This window comes from Enterococcus sp. AZ196, from assembly GCF_050498845.1.
GTDB classification, from domain to species: Bacteria; Bacillota; Bacilli; order Lactobacillales; family Enterococcaceae; genus Enterococcus_A; species Enterococcus_A murrayae.
Genome location: NZ_JBIPAM010000001.1, coordinates 226,481 through 248,004 on the forward strand (window position 1 = coordinate 226,481; position 21,524 = coordinate 248,004).

The 21,524-nt window shown below is 37.8% G+C and carries 22 protein-coding genes; 18 read left to right on the forward strand and 4 right to left on the reverse strand.

Annotated elements, in window-relative coordinates:
* The first annotated feature begins 6 nt into the window (after positions 1 to 6).
* Positions 7 to 726 (forward strand): YebC/PmpR family DNA-binding transcriptional regulator, encoded by a 720-nt coding sequence (locus IGI67_RS01085; protein WP_429956474.1) that lies wholly within the window; start codon positions 7 to 9, stop codon positions 724 to 726.
* 78 nt (positions 727 to 804) lie between these two features.
* On the opposite strand, the gene helD is transcribed toward IGI67_RS01085, so the two are convergent.
* From helD to IGI67_RS01100, 3 genes are all read right to left on the reverse strand, one after another.
* The gene (helD, locus tag IGI67_RS01090) at positions 805 to 3,087 is read right to left on the reverse strand and encodes an RNA polymerase recycling motor HelD (RefSeq protein ID WP_429956475.1); all 2,283 of its coding nucleotides are present in this window, start codon (positions 3,085 to 3,087) and stop codon (positions 805 to 807) included.
* Between the two features lie 132 nt (positions 3,088 to 3,219).
* Positions 3,220 to 4,086, reverse strand: coding sequence for a VOC family protein (locus IGI67_RS01095; protein WP_429956476.1), 867 nt, complete (start codon positions 4,084 to 4,086; stop codon positions 3,220 to 3,222).
* 17 nt (positions 4,087 to 4,103) lie between these two features.
* Positions 4,104 to 4,514 carry a VOC family protein gene (locus IGI67_RS01100; protein ID WP_429956477.1) on the reverse strand — a complete coding sequence of 137 codons (411 nt, stop codon included), beginning with the start codon at positions 4,512 to 4,514 and terminating at the stop codon, positions 4,104 to 4,106.
* Positions 4,515 to 4,781: 267 nt separating this feature from the next.
* On the opposite strand from IGI67_RS01100, the gene IGI67_RS01105 reads away from it, so the two are divergent.
* From IGI67_RS01105 to IGI67_RS01135, 7 genes are all read left to right on the forward strand, one after another.
* Positions 4,782 to 4,958, forward strand: coding sequence for a 2-hydroxymuconate tautomerase (locus tag IGI67_RS01105; RefSeq protein WP_207109832.1), 177 nt, complete (start codon positions 4,782 to 4,784; stop codon positions 4,956 to 4,958).
* 495 nt (positions 4,959 to 5,453) lie between these two features.
* Entirely contained in the window at positions 5,454 to 7,391 is a 1,938-nt protein-coding gene (thrS, locus tag IGI67_RS01110; protein WP_207109833.1) for a threonine--tRNA ligase, read from the forward strand.
* A gap of 465 nt (positions 7,392 to 7,856) precedes the next feature.
* Positions 7,857 to 9,983 (forward strand): penicillin-binding transpeptidase domain-containing protein, encoded by a 2,127-nt coding sequence (locus IGI67_RS01115; RefSeq protein ID WP_429956478.1) that lies wholly within the window; start codon positions 7,857 to 7,859, stop codon positions 9,981 to 9,983.
* A 166-nt stretch (positions 9,984 to 10,149) separates the two neighbouring features.
* Entirely contained in the window at positions 10,150 to 10,623 is a 474-nt protein-coding gene (locus IGI67_RS01120) for a glutathione peroxidase (protein WP_429956479.1), read from the forward strand.
* Positions 10,624 to 10,747: 124 nt separating this feature from the next.
* A complete protein-coding gene (gene rpmG, locus IGI67_RS01125) occupies positions 10,748 to 10,897 on the forward strand; it encodes a 50S ribosomal protein L33 (protein WP_010740369.1) in 150 nt (49 codons plus the stop codon).
* Positions 10,898 to 11,072: 175 nt separating this feature from the next.
* Positions 11,073 to 11,480 (forward strand): hypothetical protein, encoded by a 408-nt coding sequence (locus IGI67_RS01130; RefSeq protein WP_207109836.1) that lies wholly within the window; start codon positions 11,073 to 11,075, stop codon positions 11,478 to 11,480.
* Entirely contained in the window at positions 11,477 to 12,214 is a 738-nt protein-coding gene (locus IGI67_RS01135; RefSeq protein WP_207109837.1) for a DUF6681 family protein, read from the forward strand. Before IGI67_RS01130 ends, IGI67_RS01135 begins: the two co-directional genes overlap by 4 nt.
* A 58-nt stretch (positions 12,215 to 12,272) precedes the next feature.
* Here IGI67_RS01135 and IGI67_RS01140 read toward each other — a convergent pair whose 3' ends face one another.
* Positions 12,273 to 13,193: an ABC transporter substrate-binding protein gene (locus IGI67_RS01140; protein WP_429956480.1), complete on the reverse strand. Its 921-nt coding sequence runs from the start codon at positions 13,191 to 13,193 to the stop codon at positions 12,273 to 12,275.
* Between the two features lie 159 nt (positions 13,194 to 13,352).
* Here IGI67_RS01140 and IGI67_RS01145 point away from each other — a divergent pair, with 159 nt between their 5' ends.
* The 10 genes from IGI67_RS01145 to yidA all read left to right on the forward strand — a co-directional run bounded on the left by IGI67_RS01145 (position 13,353) and on the right by yidA (position 21,485).
* The gene (locus tag IGI67_RS01145; RefSeq protein WP_429956481.1) at positions 13,353 to 14,141 is read left to right on the forward strand and encodes an ABC transporter ATP-binding protein; all 789 of its coding nucleotides are present in this window, start codon (positions 13,353 to 13,355) and stop codon (positions 14,139 to 14,141) included.
* 3 nt (positions 14,142 to 14,144) lie between these two features.
* On the forward strand, positions 14,145 to 15,128 hold the full coding sequence (locus IGI67_RS01150) for a FecCD family ABC transporter permease (RefSeq protein WP_207109840.1): 984 nt from the start codon (positions 14,145 to 14,147) through the stop codon (positions 15,126 to 15,128).
* On the forward strand, positions 15,125 to 16,105 hold the full coding sequence (locus tag IGI67_RS01155; protein ID WP_429956482.1) for a FecCD family ABC transporter permease: 981 nt from the start codon (positions 15,125 to 15,127) through the stop codon (positions 16,103 to 16,105). The genes IGI67_RS01150 and IGI67_RS01155 overlap by 4 nt, the downstream gene beginning before the upstream one ends.
* A 21-nt stretch (positions 16,106 to 16,126) precedes the next feature.
* The gene (locus tag IGI67_RS01160; RefSeq protein ID WP_429956483.1) at positions 16,127 to 17,122 is read left to right on the forward strand and encodes a GDSL-type esterase/lipase family protein; all 996 of its coding nucleotides are present in this window, start codon (positions 16,127 to 16,129) and stop codon (positions 17,120 to 17,122) included.
* Positions 17,123 to 17,178: 56 nt separating this feature from the next.
* Positions 17,179 to 17,715, forward strand: a complete 537-nt coding sequence (locus tag IGI67_RS01165) for a 5-formyltetrahydrofolate cyclo-ligase (RefSeq protein ID WP_429956484.1) — start codon at positions 17,179 to 17,181, stop codon at positions 17,713 to 17,715.
* 49 nt (positions 17,716 to 17,764) lie between these two features.
* A complete protein-coding gene (locus IGI67_RS01170; protein ID WP_429956485.1) occupies positions 17,765 to 18,427 on the forward strand; it encodes a rhomboid family intramembrane serine protease in 663 nt (220 codons plus the stop codon).
* Between the two features lie 422 nt (positions 18,428 to 18,849).
* Positions 18,850 to 19,056 (forward strand): YqgQ family protein, encoded by a 207-nt coding sequence (locus IGI67_RS01175; protein ID WP_207109845.1) that lies wholly within the window; start codon positions 18,850 to 18,852, stop codon positions 19,054 to 19,056.
* A 1-nt stretch (position 19,057) separates the two neighbouring features.
* Positions 19,058 to 20,014: an ROK family glucokinase gene (locus IGI67_RS01180; protein ID WP_207109846.1), complete on the forward strand. Its 957-nt coding sequence runs from the start codon at positions 19,058 to 19,060 to the stop codon at positions 20,012 to 20,014.
* 26 nt (positions 20,015 to 20,040) lie between these two features.
* The gene (locus IGI67_RS01185) at positions 20,041 to 20,442 is read left to right on the forward strand and encodes a rhodanese-like domain-containing protein (protein WP_207109847.1); all 402 of its coding nucleotides are present in this window, start codon (positions 20,041 to 20,043) and stop codon (positions 20,440 to 20,442) included.
* Positions 20,443 to 20,672: 230 nt separating this feature from the next.
* Positions 20,673 to 21,485 carry a sugar-phosphatase gene (gene yidA, locus IGI67_RS01190; protein WP_429956486.1) on the forward strand — a complete coding sequence of 271 codons (813 nt, stop codon included), beginning with the start codon at positions 20,673 to 20,675 and terminating at the stop codon, positions 21,483 to 21,485.
* Positions 21,486 to 21,524: the final 39 nt, after the last annotated feature.

Genomic DNA, 21,524 nt, shown 5'->3' on the forward strand with positions numbered 1-21,524 from the left:
GAAAATATGGGACGTAAATGGGCGAATATCGTAGCTAAGAAGACTGCGAAAGATGCAAACAACAGTAAAATTTACGCTAAATTTGGAATTGAGATTTATGCGGCAGCAAAATCAGGTGAACCTGATCCTCATGCCAATCAAAAATTACGTTTTGTTATTGAACGTGCTAAAACCTACAATGTTCCCAAACACATTATTGATCGAGCAATTGAAAAGGCTAAAGGTTCTGGGGACGAAACCTTCCAAGAATTGCGTTATGAAGGTTTTGGACCAAATGGCTCAATGGTAATTGTTGATGCCTTAACAAATAATGTGAATCGGACAGCATCAGATGTTCGTGCGGCTTTTGGTAAAAATGGAGGAAACATGGGTGTTTCCGGCGCAGTTGCTTATATGTTTGACAATACTGCATTATTTGGTTTTGCAGGAGAAGACGCGGACGAGGTCTTAGAGTATTTAATGGATAAGGACATTGATGTTCGTGATGTTGCGGATGAGGATGGACAAATTATTGTTTATGGAGAACCAGAAGACTTTAATGCAATTCAAGAAGCTTTGAAGGAAAAAGGGATCTCTGAATTCTCAGTTGCAGAAATGCAAATGATTCCTCAAAATGAAGTGACTTTAACTGGAGACGATCTAGAAAAGTTTGAGAAAATGATTGATGTATTGGATGAACTAGAAGATGTTCAACAAGTTTATCATAATGTTGAACTAGAGGATTAATCTATTTAAGAATAGCCGCCCAAAACCTTTTAGGTTTGGACGGCTATTTTTGTTTTTGACTAATAGTTTTATCAGATCCTATCTCAATGATTCCTGAACATAGAGATTTTCTGGTATCATTTCCAATAATGGACTCTTTTCGCCAATGACTAAGAGATTCAACTCATGCATGGCTCGAGTACAAACCGTGTAAAGAATCAGTTTGTCCTGGTCCGTGTGATAATTTTCAGGTGAGATGTTCCAAGCAAAGACGCGATCAAACTCTAATCCTTTTGCCAAGTAAGTAGGGATAATGATCAGACTTTTTTTCATAAAGTCCTCTTCATCAGTCAGTAATTGCACTTGATTTCTTTGTTCAGTTGTCAATTGAGCGTAAAGTGCCTGACATTCTTCTACTGTTTTTGCGATAATCGCTGTCCGCCAGTATTTTGCCATTTCTGCTGTTGCTTCAATTTGATGAATTAATCCATCAATCATTTGCCGTGTTTCGTTTGAGTAATAAACTTTTGGTAAATCACCAACACGGGCAGTTAGTTCAACGCGATTTTCCTGCGTAAGAAATTGATTGGCAAAGTGAGTGATTTCTTCAGTCGAACGATAACTGGTAGTCAGTTCGAAATGGGTCAATGACTGGTCAGGGAAAATCTCTTCTAAAGAATGAACCATACTTTCATTACCAAAAACTTTTTGATTCAAGTCACCACACAAAGTATATGTTGCTTTCGGATATAAATGACGCAACAAAGCAACTTGTGCTGGAGAAAAATCCTGCATCTCATCGATAAAAATGAAACGAGCTTTTTGATTCACATCGAATGGATGAATGGATTTCATTAAAAGAAACATCAAAGTCCCGTCCTCTAAACTGATATCTTTCCGTTTAAAATCGGTTCGTAATGCTTCAAGCATCGAGCGCCAATTTTCCTCTGTTAATTGGTAGTGCTTTAATAAATGGTTTGATAGATTCTGTAAAAAATGGAGATACTGTTTTGCGTAGTTAATGAAACCAAACCGATTGATTTGTCTGCGAATAGGACGCAATTTTTTGCGTACGACTTTTTGAGCTATCTGACGACGTAAACGACGTTCAGCCTTTTCAGAGTCTTCCATATCGGGATTATTGACAAATACAGCTTCAACTAGTTCATCAGCAGCTTTTTTTGCCCAATCCTTTTTCATTTCATCTTTTTCTAAGCCAGCTAATTTTTTTAACAGTTTTGTTTGCAGCAGCTGCATACGTTGGTACATTGGTAATTCTGGATTGGCTTCTTGGTACCAATTGCGAATTTGTTTTTTTGAGATCAAAATATCTTGTTTTAACTTAAGATCGCGAAACAATGGACCCAAATCCGCGATCCGCTCAACATACTTGTAGAGTTCTTGAACGATCGCATAGCTGCTTTTTGCGCGTAATACTCGGTCATCTTGCCCTGAAAGAAAAACCTCTTCATGACTTTCTTCAGTATGAATGTGATAAGTAGGTAATAAGGCACTCAAAAAAGTTTTAAATGTTTCCGTAGGGATGCCGCTTTCACCAAGTGAAGGTAATACGGTCGAAATATAGTCTGAAAAAATATGATTAGGCGAGAATAGTAAAACTTGTTCATTATCTAACCATTTACGATTATGGTAAAGTAGATAAGCAACACGCTGCAGCAGTGCAGAAGTTTTTCCGCTACCTGCAATTCCTTCCACTACTAAAACTTTGCTCTTCGTATCGCGAATAATCTCATTTTGTGAACGTTGGATCGTTGCTACGATATTCTTCATGTGATTGGATGAGGCTTCGTCTAAAATTTCTAGTAGAAAATCATCATTTATTGCCTCTGACGTATCAACCATCGACAATATTTGTCCTTCACGGATTTTAAATTGACGCTTCAGCAACAACTCGATTGGAATAATAGCATCATGAGCCTCATACTGTGTTTTTCCTAAAGTTCCTTCATAGTAAAGATTAGCGATTGGTGCCCGCCAGTCAATGACAACTGTTTCTTCCTGTGTATCCCGTAGAGAAGCGATGCCTAAGTAAAGAGTCTCAGCTTCTTGATCCTCTTTAAAATCAATCCGTGCAAAATAAGGATTTTCACCCATCAATTTCAAAACTCTTTGCCGCTTTTCTTGTGAAGCATAGGTTTGGTAGCGTAAAAGCAATTCGGCTTCGTGTTGTCGCGTATCTGCCATTGTGTCGGCCAATGCTTCGAAGGAACCACCTTGAATTTTTTGTCCAGCATTTTCTAACATATCTGTATCAAATTTTGATTTTGTTTCTTTTTTTTGGCTATCTAAAAATGCGATCTCTTGTTGGATCAAAGCGCTTGTCTGCCGGACGTGCTCTTGTTCGTACTCTCTTGCATTCATTGAGCAATCCCCCTTTGTTTTTCCTTCAACTGTTTATAACAGCATAATAGTATAGCACATAAGAGCGAGGAGAAGCAAAAAGCTGATTTCAGCAAAACAGAGATAGAAAACCTATCTCCATTTTTGTTGAAATCAGCTTAATCCATCATGTGCTCGTTGAATTTGAGCGAGATCAATTTTTTTCATTTTATACATTTCTTGAGTTGCGCGTCGCGCCTTTTGAGAATCTGGATCATTGGTCCATTCCAGCAGCTTATCATTGACCGTTTGCCAATAAACACCGTAACGATCTTCCATCCAGCCACAAGGCCATTCCTTGCCGTCAGTAGTGAGAGCCTCCCAAGCATGGTCAATATCTGCTTGATCCTTAAAATAAAAGTAAAAAGAGTTGGCCATGGAAAAATCAAAATCGTGTTTCTCTGGACTATCCATGATAATCAGGTCCTGCCCCCGAAGCTGAAAACCAGAAGCGCGGAGCCGCTCTTCTTTTCCTTTAATTATAAATGTTTGTTTCCCACCGAAAACCTTAATCCATTCATCGACTGCGGCTTGAGCCAGACCGTAATTTTCATTAGCAAACATGATGCATGGAATAATTGTTTGCAGGCTATCGCCTAAGCGAACTTGCCATGAAAAGCCATAACGATCATTTGTCCAACCAAATTTTCCGAGTTCTGGATAAGTTGTTAGAGGCATCAAAGTTTGTCCATTTTGATTCAATCGTTCCCAAACGCTATTCAATTGCTTTTCATTCTCACAATTGACAACATAAGAAACAGCGGGAGTTGGTTTGAAATCGGTCCCACCATTTAATAAGAGGAATTCGCACCCAGCTAGTTCTAATCCAATCGTTAATAGATCCCCGATTTTTCCATGTTCATCAGTAATAAAATGCGTTTCTTTCAATTTCTTACTATCTTCAAATGTATTTAAATAGAAGTCGGCTGCTTCAGCTAAGTGATTATCAAACCAAAGGCAGCAGCCAAATTGCTGTTCCATGAAATTTCATCCTCCCTTTAGTAAAGATTGATGTGCCAATTTACTCCGTACGGGTCTTTGACCATTCCATACAGTTCTGCCCAGAATGTTTTTTCAAGCGGAAGCAAAACAGCTCCCTTTTCTGCTAATAGTTGGAAAACTTCTGACGCTTCTTCAACTGTCGCGGCATTGAAAACTAAAGCGACGTTATTTCCAACAATTAATGGAGGAGCCATACCTTCAGGGCTGTCAGAGACCATGACGTTTGTATCGTTGATTTTCAGATTAGCGTTCATTACTAAATCCTTCATGCTTTCATCAACAGGATGGTTGTCGTCATGCGGCATGTCTCCAAAAGTCATAATTTTTGCAGGCTCTGTTTTGAATACTTTCTCGTAAAAGACGATTGCTTCTGCAGTTTGGTTTTTAAAATGCAAATAGATATCCATGCTATTTCCTCCAATCTTGTGCCTATACTTTATCACGAAGAAAGGGCTATCAATAGTAATTTGACTCCTATAAAACGATAAAAGGTACTGCTTCAGTAAACTGCTCTTATTAAAAGAAATAGAAAGCTGCTTTCTTCGACTGTTTGATAAAGATTTATGGTATTGTCTGATATGAGGGACAATAGTGTAGATCGAATCCTCATTTTATTCCTAATTATGATAAAATATGAGACGATAAAAATATAAAATTCAAAGGAGCGATTCATTATGCCATTCGTGCACATTGAGTTAGTTGAAGGAAGAACGGAAGAGCAGTTAACTAAAATGGTGGAAGAGGTAACCGAAGCAGTGTCAAGAACAGCTGGAGCACCAAAGGAAAACATCCATGTTATTGTTAATGAAATGAAAAAAGGAAAGTATGCACAAGGCGGCAAGTGGAAATAATAATTTATATTATACTTGCATTTCAAATCAATAAGTGTTTATAATTACTTTGTAATTGATTGATGAAGAAAGACACCTGAACTTGAAGGCTGTTTAACAGAGAGGAAAAGCAAGGCTGTAACTTTTCCAGACAAGCACAAGGAATGACCACTTTCTGAGACTTCTGTGTAAATACAGAGGCGGAACAGCGCCGTTATCGCTTGTGAGGGACAGAGATGCTGTCCAAAGATTAGGTGGAACCACGTTTATTCGTCCTAGTACCGTTATGGGTACTAGGACTTTTTTTATTCGTATTCCGTTTATCGAACTCGCTTATCAGCAGTACGCAAAATTTTCGATTGTTGAATAGTTTTACAGGAAGATTTTTAGTTTTTATTTCTGTAAGATGCGATGATTGATTTTGCACAATTACTAATAACTACGACTTAAAAGCTGAGCAAATTCGAGAAGCCTTTCTTATTATCAATCAAAAACTAATTAAGGGGGAACTACAGGATGGTAAAAATTTCATTTCCAGATGGATCAGCAAAAGAATTTGACAATGGTATTACTGGTTTAGAAATCGCGAAAAGTATTTCCAGTTCATTAGCAAAAAAAGCATTGGCTGTTGTAGTCAATGGGGAACTTGAAGATTTAAATCGGGTAATTGAAGAAGATGCAGAGTTAAAAATTATAACTGAAAAAGATGAAGAAGCCTTACCGCTTATCCGTCATTCAAGCGCACATTTAATGGCGCAAGCAATTCGTCGTCTATTTCCGAATATGCATTTTGGTGTGGGCCCGGCAATTGACACAGGTTTCTATTATGATACGGACAATGGTGAAACTCAAATCAGCGAAGAAGATTTTCCGGCGATCGAAAAAGAAATGAAAAAGATTGTGAAAGAAAATTTACCGATTGAACGAAAAGTTATGAGTCGTCAAGAAGCGTTAGATTTCTTTAGCTATGATCCTTATAAGGTAGAATTGATCACAGATCTTCCAGAAGACGAGGTCATTACTGCTTATACACAAGGGGAATTTACTGACTTATGTCGTGGACCTCACGTGCCATCAACTGGGAAAATCAAAATCTTCAAATTATTGTCTGTGGCAGGTGCTTACTGGCGCGGAAATTCTGATAATAAAATGATGCAACGAGTTTACGGCACAGCTTTCTTTAATCAAGCTGATTTAGATCATTTCTTGCAGATGCGTGAAGAAGCCAAAGAGCGCGATCATCGTAAACTAGGAAAAGAGTTAGATTTATTTATGATCTCTCAAGAAGTAGGATCAGGTCTGCCATTCTGGTTGCCAAAAGGTGCAACAATTCGTCGGATTATTGAACGTTATATTGTTGATAAAGAAATTTCCATGGGGTATGAACATGTATATACTCCGGTTTTGGCTGATACGGGCTTATATAAAACATCTGGTCACTGGGATCACTATAAAGACGATATGTTCCCAATCATGGACATGGGTGATGGCGAGGAATCATTAGTTCTGCGTCCAATGAACTGCCCGCACCATATGATGATCTACAAAAACCATATCCACTCATACCGTGAATTGCCAATTCGGTTAGCTGAGCTTGGAATGGATCACCGTTATGAAAAATCTGGTGCACTATCAGGCTTGCAGCGCGTTCGTGAAATGACAATGAATGATGCACACATCTTTGTTCGTCCTGACCAAATCAAAGAAGAGTTCCGTCGTACATTAGATTTGATTTTAGAAGTATACAAAGATTTTGGTTTTGAAGATTATCGTTTCCGTCTAAGCTATCGCGATCCTGAAAATACTGAAAAATACTTCGATGATGATGCTATGTGGGAAAATTCGCAACGTCTATTGAAGGAAGTTATGGATGAATCAGGCTTTGATTATTTTGAAGCAGATGGTGAAGCGGCCTTCTATGGTCCAAAATTAGATGTACAGGTGCAAACAGCGCTTGGAACAGAAGAAACATTGTCAACAATTCAATTTGACTTCTTACTGCCTGAACGTTTTGATCTTACTTATATTGGTGAAGATGGGAAGGAACATCGTCCTGTTGTTGTTCACCGTAGTGTGGTTTCAACAATGGAACGATTTACTGCATATTTGATTGAACAATACAAAGGGGCTTTCCCAACTTGGTTAGCACCAGAACAAGTGGCGATCCTGCCAGTATCACCAGAGCATCATGGGGATTATGCTTATGAAGTCAAAGATCGTTTAGTCCGTGAAGGTGTTCGTGTTGAAGTTGACGACCGTAACGAAAAACTTGGATATAAGATTCGTCAAGCGCAAACACAAAAAATTCCTTATCTATTGGTAATTGGTGACAAAGAAGTAGAAAGTGCTTCTGTAAATGTTCGTCGTTATGGTAGTGAGGAACAAGAAGCACAAGATTTGAATATGTTCGTTGAGGCTATCAAAGATGATATTGACAATCTAAGTCGTAATTAAAAAGAATAACAAGTTTTCGTACCATCAGACTGTAGACAAAGTCCATTTTTTTTGGATGATGTCTACAGTCTTTTTCCTTTATCTGTTCTTCTTTGATATTTTGAGTGAATAAGTAGAAAAAGTATTAACTGGCACAAACCGAAACTTTCGATTCATTTGTGGAAAACTTTTTAAAGAAAATGCGTAATAACCGCTTTTCAAATTATCGGAGTTTTCCACAAAAAAATGCTCCGAAAAATGTTTCACGAAAAATAAGTTTTTAATTGGTTGAAAACCCACGTTTTATGCAAATGAATATATAAATTAAAAATTTTTTCATCTTACCGTGAAACACTTCTCTTTTTTTATCGTGAAATAAATGAAAGTTTTTAAACTATGGTAAAGGAACTATGATTAATCCTTTTGAAAAAACTCTTTTTCGGCTACAATAAGACAAGTAACTGTCAAAGTGGAAGGAACAGATGAATGAAACTAACGAATCCATTTAAGAAATTTTTTGAAAAACTGAAGCTTGCGGACGAAAGTGGCCGCAATCAAAATAAAAGCCACATACCTTTTAGATTGAACTTTTTATTTTTTATCATCTTTGCACTGTTTGTAATTCTAGTCACACGATTAGGCTATCTGCAAATAGTTGAAGGTGACAAGATGAAGGCGGAAATGAAGGCTTCAACGACTATCACTGTAAAAGAAAATGCACCTCGTGGTGTAATTTATGATGCCAAAGGTACAGCCTTAGTCAATAATACCGGGAATTCTGCAATCACCTTTACCCGAAGCAATATGATGCAGAGCGAAGACATTCTTGACTTAGCGATTGAGCTAAATAAATTGATTGATGTTCCAGTTGATGAAAGTCTAACCACTAGAGACAAGAAAGATTATTGGTTAGCAGATCTAAAGAATAGAAAAAAGGCCGAAGAGCGGCTTTCTTTTAAAGAAAAAAATCTTGATAATACCAACGAATATCAAAAATTAGTTGATAAAGTCAAAGATAGTGAAATTCAGCTCGATGAAGAACAGCTTAAAGTTGCAACGATTTTCAAACGTATGAATGCAGCATCAGCACTGAGCACGGTTTTTGTAAAAAATGAAGGTGTGACTAAGGAAGAATTAGCAGTAGTTGCTGAACATGCTTCAGATCTGCCCGGTGTGTCCACGGGAATTGACTGGGATCGTTCATACAATGATGATTTAGATGGTTCACTAAAAAGTATCTTAGGAACGATCACAACGGAAAAAGAGGGACTGCCTGCCGAAGAAGCAGATGAACTATTGAAAAAAGGTTACGCTCGCAATGATCGTGTAGGTAAGAGCTATTTAGAAAAGCAGTATGAAGAACAGCTTCAAGGTAAAAAAGGCGAATATAAAGTTACCTTGAATCAAAATGGCAACATCGAGAAACAAGAAGAGATCAAAAAGGGTGAAAAAGGATCGAATATTGTTTTAACTATCAACTCTGACTTCCAGAAAAAAGTTGAAGATATTTTGAAAAAACACTATCAAGGTTTAGTTGATAGTGGGGTTGCGAAGTATTCTCCTGGAGCTTATGCCGTTGCAGTGAATCCTAATACTGGCGAGGTTTTAGCTATGACAGGCTTTACTCACGATTCAAGTAGTAAAGAAATAGAAGAAAATACATTAGGAACAATCACTAGTGCTTTTGAACCTGGTTCAGTCGTTAAGGCTGGTACTGTTACAGCTGGCTATCAAACTGGGGCAATAACAGGAAATGATACCTTAATCGATCAGCCGATCAAATTATCTGGTACTGCGTTAAAAGGATCGATCTATAACAAAGTTTTGGGGAATCAAATTCCATTGAATACGGTAAAAGCTTTAGAATGGTCATCCAATGCTTATATGATGCAAATTGTTTTAAGGATGCTAGGGGTTCAATACCAGCAAAATATGACTTTGCCGGATAGTGCATCTTCTAAAGAAATGTATGATAAATTACGTAATGCATTTGCAGAATACGGCATGGGTGTGAAGACACAAATTGATTTACCAAACGAATCACCTGGCTTAATCAATGATCAATTTGGTACAGATAATGCCCCTGGAGGCGGAAATCTGCTTGACTTGTCATTTGGGCAGTATGACACATATACGCCAATGCAATTAGCACAATATGCTGCAACAGTAGCAAATGGCGGAACTAGAATCGCGCCGCATGTTGTAAAAGGAATCTATGGCAATAATGACAGCGGCGGATTAGGAAAGCTTCAACAAGAAATTACTGGTAAAAAATTGGATCAGGTAAATATCACAGCTGAGCAGATGGGAATCATAAAACAAGGCTTCTATCAAGCTGTCCACGGAAGTGATCCTTATACGACTGCCAAAGATTTAGCCTCAGCAAAACTAGATCCAGCTGCAAAAACAGGTACGGCCGAAACCGTGGTATCAGTCAATGGACAAGCAGTGAACACCATTAATAGCAATATCGTGGCTTATGCTCCTCACGACAATCCTCAAATTGCTATTAGTGTGATGTTGCCAAATTTAGATGAAGAGCATGATGATACAAACAAAGCTATTGCAAAAGACATAATAAATGCATTTGCAGAGACATATGGCGTACAATAAAGCTAAGGAGCTGTGCTCCTTAGCTTTTTATGATGAAGTCATATTTTTCTTGAACGAGAGGAACGTTAAAAGGATTCTCATTGGATTGGATCACTTTGACAGCATAGGAAAAATACGCGATTTTCCAAAGAGAATGAATACGTTTATATGAAAAGGAGAGCTAAGTATGTCAGTATACGATTTTAAAGTGAAACAAACAGATGGAGCCGAAAAGTCTTTATCAGATTATCAGGGAGAAGTCATCTTGATCGTCAATACCGCAACTGGATGTGGATTTACGCCACAATATGAAGGATTACAAAATTTATATAATCAGTATAAAGACAAAGGATTTGAAATTCTTGATTTTCCTTGCAACCAATTTGGAAATCAAGCTCCTGGTACTGATGTAGAAGTTGCAGAATTTTGTCAGTTGAAATATCATACGACATTTCAAACTTTTGCTAAGATCGATGTTAATGGAGAAAATGAAGATCCGCTTTACAGTTATTTGAAGAGTGCGCAAGGTGGTTTACTTAACAAAGCAATCAAATGGAATTTCACAAAATTCTTGATCGATCGCGAAGGAAACGTGGTAAAACGCTATGCGTCACAAACTAAGCCCGAAGATATTGCGCAGGACATTGAAACATATCTCTAAAATCGTCAAGTAGAATTACTTAACGAATTTGATAAAAAGACTGGTCAAGAAAATAAAAACATGATATGATATCAAAGTCTGAGAAATATCTTGGAAAACTTGTTTTTACAAGGGAGGGAAAATCATGCGCGTAAATATCACTTTAGAATGTACTTCTTGTAAAGAACGTAACTACCTAACAAATAAAAACAAACGTAACAATCCTGATCGTTTGGAAAAAATGAAATATTGCCCACGCGAACGCAAAGTTACTTTGCATAAAGAAGTAAAATAATCGCAACTACGAGTCAGCAATCAAATTTGATTGCTGGCTTTTTTTATTACTCAGAGAAACTTGCACAACTTTTTCAGAAATCTACATAAAATCTTCACAGAATCCTAAACAAAAGCTAACTTTACAATGATAAAACTAGTTATTAAACAAATCAATTATGGAAAGGAAGGATTAGATGCGCAAAGTTCCACCGATTTTGAAGCCGATTGCACTGCTAACATTGTCAATATTAATTGCTACGACATCGGGAATTTTAAATAATTCTAGCTATCGTCAAGTGAAGGCTACGACACCGACGACAGAATCAAGTACTACTGGCACTAACGATTCTTCTCGTGATTTAAATAGTATTACTAGTGAGACAAGTACAATCAATGAACAATCAGAAATAGAAGAACCTGAAAGAAATGAGAACATCGTGGACAGTACGAACGGAGACAATCGAATGGAGGAAACGCAATCTTCAATTTCTACTACTTCCGAGGTGCCTTCATCTTCAACAGAGGAATCTCAAACAACTCCGACACAGCAGCAACAGCCGGCGAATGGACCGATAGGCTCAGAGGAAGGTGATAGTCAATGACTCTGCTATTAGATATTATTAATGGACTAAATAAATTTTTAGGCTTTTTAGATATTAGTCCAAAATATTCGAATAGAGCGTATACGTTGTTAAGCATAATACCAACTGTATACATTTTAAGAATTGTATACGGTCTGTGGCTCAATCAAAATTATCTGCAATTAGTGATCTATAGTTTAGTTTTTATTGGGTTGGTTTATTTCATTGTCTTAAATTTCTTTTATTATTTTTTAGACAAAAACTTAAAAGGAGATATTACGCAGCTTTTTGTTAAATATTTACCTGATGATGCTTTCAATATCCAAAATGAAAAAGCCAAAAAAGCAAAGAAAGTTTTCGAACAGGCTCAGGAAATACCTGTTGAATTCAATGAAGATTATCAATTAAAATTAGTTGAAAACATTCAGGCTCTAATAGACGGAAAAGAAATTACTACTCGAGATATAACGAAGCAAGAAGGGTTCTTGATCGATGAAAATACGCTGTATCCCTATTACTATGTGAAACAGATAGATTCTGCGACCTATCAGCTACAGATAGGAAAAAATTATCGTGAATTGGAAACCATTGGTAGGATTCGTCAAAAAGAGCCGTTACGACCGATAGGATTATTTATTGTTGGTGGAGACTTTGTTAAGGAGGGGGTTCGTTATCATGAACCTTATCGATTGAAATTCTTAGCCAAAAAAGAAGAGGTCACAGCGGCTAAGCGTACACGTCGCAGCAAAAAGTAAAATGCCGTCTGATTGAGACAACTTCTGTTGAAGGAGTACTCGATCAGATCGGCATTTTTTATTTTAAAACATCCTGGATATTTTCGACCATTTTGGTATAAGCGATTGGTCCATTGTATAACCAGCTTGAGTTACCGTCAAATTCATACAAATGTTTATTTTTCACCGCTGGAATATTACTCCATAAAGGATCTTTAAACATTGCAGCACCAGAATCACTGTTAACTAGGAAAATATAATCTGCATCAAGCTGCGACAGACTCTCTAAAGAAACTTGTGAGAAATCGGCAGTTGCCTTTTTACTGATTTCTTTAGTTAATTGTGGAACTTCAAAGCCTAGCTCCTGATAAAGCAGTTGACCGTTAGAGCGAGTATCTGCCACCATAAACGCAGAATTATTCGTTACCCATAAAACAACAGCAGACTTGCCTTTGATTTTGTCTTTTAAATCTTTTTTGGTCTTTTCAATTAGTTGATCATAGTCCTTTTCGACATCTTTGGCTTGTTCTTCTTTGCCTAAAACTTTTCCAACGTCTTCTAGCTGATCACGCCAAGTAACATTATCGCCATTTTTAACAACATAGGTAGGTGCGATTTTAGAATACTCTTTGTATTTGCCACCTTCAAGAGAGCCATTTGAGCCGATTAATAATAGATCAGGTTCAAATTTTAGAACATCTTCGTAAGGCAGATCGTAATTGATTGTTGGAGTACCTTTTAGTTCATCTTGTAAATAATTTTGTATTTTTCCCTCGCCGACTGTCCATTGGGCAACTGGTTTTTCATCTAAGGCGACTAAATAATCCTCTAAGTATGAGGCGATGATTCGCTTAGGCTTTTCAGGAATATCGACTTTGTGGTCTTGGGCGTCGGTCAGGGTTCGAAGATCATTATCTTTACTTTCACTGCTTTGTCCACAAGCTACTAAGCTAAAAAGCGCTATCAGAAAAGTCGTACTTAAAGCTATTTTTTTAAACATAAAAAAACTCCTTCAGAATTAATTGAGAAATGTTCTCAATTAATATTATTACCGAAAGAGAAAAGAGTGTCAACAGTGAGTTTTCTTTCATCAATGGTTGACGATGATGATAAAGAAGGTCATAATTGAGAACGATTATCAGAGAAAAGGGGAAGGTCTATGACAAAATTAACTACGGCCGATCTTTCAATTGGATACGATAAAAAAATAGTTGTGAAAGACATCACAGTAGAAATTCCCGAAGGACAAATCACTAGTTTAATTGGTCCAAATGGTAGTGGAAAGTCGACTTTACTGAAAGCTTTAGCTCGGATTCTTGAGCCGGCTCAAGGAGAAGTTCTTATTAATGATGAGAATGTTCAACGTTTGGATACTAAAGCAGTCGCTCAAAAAATTGCTTCGCTATCACAAACAAGTAATCCAGTAAATGGATTGACTGTTGAAGAAATTGTATCATATGGACGATTTCCTTATCAAAAAGGCTTTTCAGGTTTAAAAGAACATGACCATCAATTGATTCAATGGGCTTTGGAAGCTACGAATTTGCAGGGATTAAAAGAACGCACACTGACAACGTTATCCGGTGGGCAACAACAACGAGTTTGGATTGCAATGGCGCTGGCACAGGATACAGATATTTTAATTTTGGATGAGCCCATTACTTTCTTAGATCCAGCGCATCAATTGGAGATCTTGGAGTTGCTACAAGAGATCAATCGACAGGGGAAAACTATCCTGATGACGATTCATGATTTGAACCACGCGTCACGTTTTTCCGATTACTTACTAGGGATGAAAAAGGGTGAGCTGATTTTTCAGGGATCACCAAAGGAAATTTTTACAGCAGATAAGTTATTAAACTTGTTTGATATCCAAGCGACTTTTGCTACATTCCCTGATACGGATAAACCCTTAGTTGTTGCGTATGATTTAGTGAAGGAGCACTAATAAATGACTAAACGAACATATTTTTTTCCAATTGTTGTGGTATTACTTATAGCAGCAATGATTTTATCCTTAAGATATGGAGCGGTTACGAGTAAGTGGGGAGATGTCTCCAAGGCTGTACTGGCTTTTGACCCTGCTAGTCAGGGTCAGCAGTTAATCCGTTATTTACGGTTGCCGCGAATGTTGGGTGCTGTTCTGGTTGGTGCTGCTTTTGCGATATCTGGGGCTTTGATCCAAGGAATCACTTCCAACCCCATTGCTGATTCAGGTCTGCTAGGAATCAATTCTGGAGCAGGGTTGGGTCTTGCTGTAGTATTTGCATTGAATGCCAATCCTTCTCCAGGTGCGGGGGTATTTGGTTCATTTATAGGAGCATTGGTTTCGATTTTGCTGATTTATTTGGTTTCTACCAAAGTTTCTTTTGGTTTATCTCCAGTTCGGATTGTTTTATTGGGAGCAGCATTAAGCTCTTTCTTTACGGCTGTTAGCCAAAGTATTGGGTTACTATTCAACTTGAATCAAGACATGACTTTTTGGTTTGTTGGTGGAACAGCCAATCTTTCTTGGAATCAACTGCAAGTCATTTTTCCGTTGATTGGTTTAGGAATTATCGGTGCTTGCTTGATTAGTCCGCAAATAACTTTACTGAGTTTAGGAGAAGATACGGCGACTTCACTAGGAAAAAATCCCAGTCGAATTCGTCAATTGAGTTTGTTTCTTGTCTTATTGTTAGCAGGAAGCTCGGTGGCGTTGGTTGGAACTATCAGCTTTCTGGGGTTGATTGTTCCTCACGTGGTCCGTTTTTTTGTTGGGCATGATTATCGTTTTGTGATTCCAGCTTCAGGAATATTTGGTGCTTTATTTTTTGTTGTAGCTGATATTGCTTCTAGACTAGTCGCACCACCTTTAGAAACACCAGCTGGAGTGATTATTACGATCATTGGTGTGCCATTTTTACTTTTGCAGATTAGAAAGGGAAGCTTATGAGGAAAAAAATTGGTTGGTTAATTTTGCTTCTTCTGCTGATTATTGGAATAATCCTTAGTCTTATTGTTGGCACGATCCCATTGTCTTTAAATGATTTGCTGCGAGTGTTTCAAAAAACTGCAACTAGTAGTCAGCAATTGATCGTTTTTGATTTTCGTTTTCCACGACTACTGGTTTCTATAATGGCAGGTATGGGGTTAGCGGTATCTGGTTATCTCTTTCAAACAATCACACACAATGATTTAGCCGATCCCGGAATTTTGGGGATCAATGCAGGAGCGGGATTGACGGTTTTAGTCTACTTAGGTTTTTTTGCTTCGGGAGAAAGTAGCTGGTATTTGCCGTTGATCGCTTGTGCAGGTAGTTTTATTGCGACCGGACTGGTTTATTATTTTGGGCGTCAGTCTGAACGGCTCACACCTAATCGACTGCTTTTAGCTGGTGTTGCGCTGAATGCTGGGATCTCGGCCTTAACATTAATGGGGACTATTCGGGTTTCTAAGGATAATTATCAATTTGTAACAGCCTGGCTTGCTGGGACAATATGGGGGACGACCCAACAACATGTTTTGCTGCTATTACCATGGATGATCTGCCTGTTGCCCTTAATCTTACTACGAGGCCGATCATTGGAAGTACTGGAGTTGGGCGATGAAGTGGCTGTTGGGTTAGGTATAAAATTGAAGCAAACGCAGCTGTTCTTTTTAGCTTGTGCGGTCTGCTTAGCAGCAGTAAGTGTTTCAATTGCTGGCAGTATCAGTTTTATCGGCTTGATTGCCCCCCACATCGCTCGTCAAATAACAGGTCGTAAGAATAATCAAACGTTAGTGATGACGGCCATTATTGGCGGAATCTTATTATTGTTTAGTGATATTTTAGCTAGAGTAATCTTGCCGAATGGTGAAATGGCTGCGGGTATTATTGTTTCATTGATTGGTGCACCATACTTTGTTTTGTTGCTGTTGAAAAAAAAATAATTAGAAATGAGGAAGAATCAGATGGGGTGGACGACAGTATGGAGTCATGCGCAAAGAGGAATTGCGCATCATTGTGCTTCAAAGGGAACTGTACAATTAACGTTGCGGCAAATTGTCCCAGCAAAAAAAATTCGTTTGGTTTTCAAGAATGAGTATGGAACTCAAAAACAAAAAATTCAAAATCTCTCTTTTAAAACAAATGAAAAACGTGAAATGATTCCAGATTTTTCTATAGATCCAGGAGAAATTGTTAAAACAGCATCCATTTTAATTGATCCTAAGGCAGAAAAATGGCAAATTTGTTTCCATGTATCTACAAGTGAGAGCGGCTTTTCCTATGAAGATGCTGATATTTTCACGGGAGCTAGAGAAATGGATTTTTGTTCGGGATTGATGGCAATTGAAGCTGAAATCACGGGACAATGTGTAGTAGCATTCGGTGACTCCTTAACTGAAGGAGCAACTTGGACAGCACCATTACAGAGGAGCCTGCGTAAACAAAATATTTATTTGGTCAACCAGGGTATCAACGGCAGCTGTCTGCTAAAATCGAATAGCGATATATCGACTAAAGATTCACAAAATTTTTTTTACGGCTATAGTGGTGTACAGCGCTTGAAAAATTGTTTGAACAGTCATTGCAATGTTGAAAAGGTCATACTATTTATTGGTATAAATGACTTAATCAATGGCGAGCTCACATTGGAAAGTTTTCAAGTAGAAATAGAAAAGATGATTCAATTATGCGAGAGATACAATGTTGCTTATCAACTGTGTACGTTAACCCCTTGCTTAGGATATTTAGAAATGAATGAAGCAAAAGAAGTACTGCGAAAAGAAATCAATACTTGGTTAATCAGAAACTTTGATGACTTATGGGATTTTTCGACAATCGTTGAAGGGACACAAGGATGCTTGAAAAGGACTTTTGATAGCGGAGACCATTTGCATTTTAATGCTATCGCTGGTTTGGCTATTGCTCGACAAATTTCTAGTGATTTTGTTAAAGGGGAGTAATCCCCTTTTTATTCTGTTTCAATTTTGTTAGTATTTCTAGATAAGAAGGTGAATGAATGGAGAAAGAAAAGCTTCGACAGCTGGCGATAAACAGACTGCAAAAGATAGCTAATAACGGAGAAAGGCAAGTTCAAGTTGAGCTTATTCTCGCCAATTTTTTTAAAAGTAAGGCGTGGAAAGAATCTGCTTCTATTGGTGTGACGATGGCGACTCAATTCGAGTTCCCAACATCACCGTTGATTCAATGTGCTTTTGCGGCTGGTAAGAAGATAGCTGTACCTAAATCATTACCAAAAGGTGAGATGGTTTTTCATTGGATCAATCATAAAACAGATTTTTATACTACAAAATTTGGCGTTGAGGAACCTATGATTGAAGATACGGCAACGTCTGATGAGTTGGATCTATTGGTTGTTCCGGGTTTAGTTTTTAATAGAGCTGGCTATCGTATTGGTTTTGGCGGTGGGTATTATGATCGGTTTTTAGCAGATTATAAAGGGAGGACCTGCAGCTTTGTTTTTGCTGAACAATTGATGGAGGAATGGCAAACAGAAGAATTCGATCAGCCGGTTCAGCAATTATTTCTTTCTTGAGCAGTGTAAATGAAGCATGAACGATTAAAAATTTGAAAGAGGTGGATATATGAGAAAAGATAAGCCTTATGTGATGTATACATTTTTTGCAATTAATACAATTGTTTTCTTGATGCAATACTTATTGCCTGGGTTATCAATTGAAAATCAATTAGGTATGTTCGCACCATCAGTTATTTGGCACCATCAGTATTGGCGCTTTATCACACCGATGTTTATTCATTTTGGCTTGATGCATTTCGCATTAAATGGTGTCGTCCTTTATTATATGGGACAGCAATGTGAAGCTATTTTTGGTCATTGGCGGTTCGCGATCATCTATTTATTAAGTGGTGTGATGGGAAATTTTGCGAGTTTTGCTTTCAATCAACCAACTACTTTATCTGGCGGTGCCAGCACAGCAATCTTTGGTCTATTTGGAGCATTCTTGGTAGTTGGTCTCCACTATCGTGATAATGGAGCAGTTCAAGCATTGACTAGACAATTTGCGTTGTTCATTTTACTGAATTTAGCTTTCGGAATGTTTGACTCAACAATCGATATCTGGGGGCATTTAGGTGGCATTGTTGGTGGGGCGTTGTCTGGCTGGACATTGGCAGTTCCTCATTCTCAGGATCGCTTTACTACTCGTGCACGGATTACCGCTGGATTATTTTTTATCTTTGCAATCGTGCTTTTTGTCTTATTCGGTTTAAGAAAATTTAGTTTGTAACAATAGCTGCGGACGAAAATGTCCACTTTTTTTAATAAACGATGCTCTAGTATTAAGAAATTTTTTTTAAACGAATTATTCATGAAATAAAGCATAGGATGTTTTTAGTGAGTTACAATCGGCTTTTCACTATTGTTAACATACAAAAATAGAAAGAAGTGAGCTTTAATAGAGCTTAAGCTTTTTTCGAAATTGCTACCTAAATAATGTGAGTTACATGATGATTTTACTCTCTATAATTGAAAAAGAGAAATGAATCTAGCGACATTTCTAGATGTCTAGCTGATTCAATTTGCGACGGATGGAACAATATTATAGAATATAGAGTGGATTAGTGTACTTTTTTAAAAAATGGACTAGGAAATAAAGAATAGGCTATAAAAAAGAAAAATTTTTCTGTATAATACTGGGGATGTGGTTTGATGGAAAGTTTATATGATGTGCAGCAGCTATTAAAACAGTTTGGTATTTATATTTATGTTGGAAAACGAATATATGACATCGAGTTGATGCAGATTGAATTGAAAAATTTGTATGAGAGCCGTGTGATTGATCGAGATACTTATCTGCAAGGCTGGGGCATTTTAAAACGAGAACATCACATTGAAGAAAGTCGAGAAGGTGACTAGAGTGGATAAAAAATTATTAGGTATTGACTTAGGCGGGACAACCGTGAAATTTGCTATTTTGACTGAAACAGGTGAAATTCAGCAAAAGTGGAGTATTGAGACGAACATTTTAGATGATGGTTCACATATTGTGCCAGATATTATTGATTCGATTAATCATCACTTATCTCTATATGATATGAAACCTGAACAGTTTATGGGTATTGGTATGGGGACTCCCGGTAGTGTCGATGTTGAGGCAGGAACAGTCATTGGAGCCTATAATCTGAATTGGACGACGTTACAGCAAGTCAAAAGCGAGATTGAAAAAGGAACGAAAATCAAATTTAGTATTGATAATGATGCCAATGTAGCTGCTTTAGGCGAACGCTGGAAAGGTGCTGGCGACAATGAGCCAGATGTAGTCTTTATGACCTTAGGGACAGGTGTTGGCGGAGGAATCGTAATGAATGGTCAATTGCTGCATGGTATAGCGGGTTGTGCTGGTGAAATCGGACATGTAACAGTTGATCCAAACGGTTTTGAATGTACCTGTGGCAAACGTGGCTGTCTAGAAACAGTAGCCAGTGCAACCGGAGTCGTTCGAGTTGCACGTCAACTGGCAGAAGAGTATGCAGGCGGCTCAAAATTAAAGGCTCGTTTAGACAATGGAGAAGACATTACAAGCAAAGACGTTTTTGAACTAGCAGAGGTTGACGGGGATGACCTGGCTTTAATGGTTGTTGATAAAGTGACTTTCTATTTAGGACTAGCTTGCGGAAATATCGGAAATACGTTAAATCCATCCTCAATTATTATTGGCGGCGGCGTATCAGCGGCTGGTGAATTTTTACGTAGCCGTGTTGAAAATTACTTTAAAGAATTTACTTTTCCACAGGTACGGGAGAGTACAAAAATCAAGCTAGCAGAATTAGGAAATGAAGCTGGTGTTATCGGTGCCGCTTCTTTAGCTAAATAGATTAAAAGTAAGAGAGGAATCAAGCTATGTCAATTTGGTGGAAAATTAATATTGTACTAATATCGGTAATCGCACTATTTGCTTTGTATGAGCTGATAGTCCGAATCATGATGAGGCGTTCTGCAAAAATTATTTCTCAGGAAGAATTTCAAGCAGGGATGCGCAAGGCTCAGATTATTGATGTTCGCGAACGAGATGAGTTCAATGCAAAGCATATTTTAGGAGCGCGTAGTTTTCCGTTCAGTATGCTGAAAGAAACATTTGGCTCTTTGCGAAAAGATCAACCGATCTACATCTATGATCATAATAAAGCGGTTAGTGCCCGCGCTGCAAACATGTTACGTAAAAAAGGGTATAAAGATTTGTACATTCTTAAAGGTGGTATGCAAGAATGGACTGGAAAAGTGAAACAGAAAAAAAACGATTAATTTTTTGGCGGCTGGATAAATGTCCGGCCGTTTTTATTTTTTTATATCAAGAGAGAGCTGCGATTTTGTTAAATTGACGGAATATTAAATTGCGCTTATTATGGAAGCTGTAAACTTTTACAGAGTGCTATACAATGAAACAAATGCCTATCATTGAACAGATTAGCGATAAAGAGAAAAGCAAAACAGCACTTTTCTGTAAGAAAATAAAGAAGAACTAGGAGAATTATATGAGTATAAAGTTAGTTGCCATTGATCTAGATGGAACACTATTAAATGATCATCATGAGATCAACCAGCCTGTGATTGATTGCATTAAGGAGGCTCGCAAAGCCGGTGTCTATGTAGTTCTTTCTACGGGACGTCCGTTATCAGGGACTAAATCACAATTAGAGGTGCTAGGATTAGATGCTGAAGACGATTATATCATTACTTACAACGGGGCTTTAGTTTTGAATACGAAAACATGGGAGATTGTAGCGGAACATAGTTTGACGAGAGAAAACTATTTAGAGATCGACCATCTGGCTCGTTTGTTAGATGTTCATTTGCACATTGCAGACAAGCAGGCGATGTATACAGCTAATCGAGATATCAGCCCTTATACAATTTTGGAATCCTATTTAGTCAACATGCCGCTGCATTTTCGAACACCAGAGGAAATTGCTGCAGAGGTGTCGCCAGTTAAGATGATGATGATTGATGATCCAGCAATTCTAGGCGAAGCGTTCAAAAAAATTCCAGCTGCTTATTTTGAACGATATACGATTGTTCGCAGCACACCATTTTTCTTAGAGGTACTAAATCCTAATGCTAGTAAAGGTTTGGCTCTGAAAGAATTGAGTGAACATCTTGGAATACATCAATCAGAGGTAATGGCAATTGGGGATGCGGAAAATGATTTATCGATGATCGAGTTTGCTGGCACTGGTGTAGCGATGGGGAATGCGAGTGAGACAATCAAAGCCACTGCAGATTATACCGTAGCGACAAACTTGGAAGACGGTGTGAAAGAAGCTTTTGAGCGTTGGGTACTAAAATAATTTTTTGCTTCCGATGAATTTAATCATTGGAAGCTTTTT

Excerpts from the sequence above, each read along its gene's own strand:
- IGI67_RS01140 (WP_429956480.1), bottom strand. The coding sequence starts at position 13,193 with ATGTTTAAAAAAATAGCTTTAAGTACGACTTTTCTGATAGCGCTTTTT.
- IGI67_RS01150 (WP_207109840.1), top strand. The coding sequence starts at position 14,145 with ATGACTAAACGAACATATTTTTTTCCAATTGTTGTGGTATTACTTATA.
- IGI67_RS01105 (WP_207109832.1), top strand. The coding sequence starts at position 4,782 with ATGCCATTCGTGCACATTGAGTTAGTTGAAGGAAGAACGGAAGAGCAG.
- helD (WP_429956475.1), bottom strand. The coding sequence starts at position 3,087 with ATGAATGCAAGAGAGTACGAACAAGAGCACGTCCGGCAGACAAGCGCT.
- thrS (WP_207109833.1), top strand. The coding sequence starts at position 5,454 with ATGGTAAAAATTTCATTTCCAGATGGATCAGCAAAAGAATTTGACAAT.
- IGI67_RS01160 (WP_429956483.1), top strand. The coding sequence starts at position 16,127 with ATGGGGTGGACGACAGTATGGAGTCATGCGCAAAGAGGAATTGCGCAT.
- IGI67_RS01100 (WP_429956477.1), bottom strand. The coding sequence starts at position 4,514 with ATGGATATCTATTTGCATTTTAAAAACCAAACTGCAGAAGCAATCGTC.
- IGI67_RS01120 (WP_429956479.1), top strand. The coding sequence starts at position 10,150 with ATGTCAGTATACGATTTTAAAGTGAAACAAACAGATGGAGCCGAAAAG.
- IGI67_RS01115 (WP_429956478.1), top strand. The coding sequence starts at position 7,857 with ATGAAACTAACGAATCCATTTAAGAAATTTTTTGAAAAACTGAAGCTT.
- IGI67_RS01130 (WP_207109836.1), top strand. The coding sequence starts at position 11,073 with ATGCGCAAAGTTCCACCGATTTTGAAGCCGATTGCACTGCTAACATTG.
- IGI67_RS01155 (WP_429956482.1), top strand. The coding sequence starts at position 15,125 with ATGAGGAAAAAAATTGGTTGGTTAATTTTGCTTCTTCTGCTGATTATT.
- IGI67_RS01175 (WP_207109845.1), top strand. The coding sequence starts at position 18,850 with ATGGAAAGTTTATATGATGTGCAGCAGCTATTAAAACAGTTTGGTATT.
- yidA (WP_429956486.1), top strand. The coding sequence starts at position 20,673 with ATGAGTATAAAGTTAGTTGCCATTGATCTAGATGGAACACTATTAAAT.
- IGI67_RS01145 (WP_429956481.1), top strand. The coding sequence starts at position 13,353 with ATGACAAAATTAACTACGGCCGATCTTTCAATTGGATACGATAAAAAA.
- rpmG (WP_010740369.1), top strand. The coding sequence starts at position 10,748 with ATGCGCGTAAATATCACTTTAGAATGTACTTCTTGTAAAGAACGTAAC.
- IGI67_RS01185 (WP_207109847.1), top strand. The coding sequence starts at position 20,041 with ATGTCAATTTGGTGGAAAATTAATATTGTACTAATATCGGTAATCGCA.
- IGI67_RS01170 (WP_429956485.1), top strand. The coding sequence starts at position 17,765 with ATGAGAAAAGATAAGCCTTATGTGATGTATACATTTTTTGCAATTAAT.
- IGI67_RS01095 (WP_429956476.1), bottom strand. The coding sequence starts at position 4,086 with ATGGAACAGCAATTTGGCTGCTGCCTTTGGTTTGATAATCACTTAGCT.
- IGI67_RS01135 (WP_207109837.1), top strand. The coding sequence starts at position 11,477 with ATGACTCTGCTATTAGATATTATTAATGGACTAAATAAATTTTTAGGC.
- IGI67_RS01085 (WP_429956474.1), top strand. The coding sequence starts at position 7 with ATGGGACGTAAATGGGCGAATATCGTAGCTAAGAAGACTGCGAAAGAT.
- IGI67_RS01165 (WP_429956484.1), top strand. The coding sequence starts at position 17,179 with ATGGAGAAAGAAAAGCTTCGACAGCTGGCGATAAACAGACTGCAAAAG.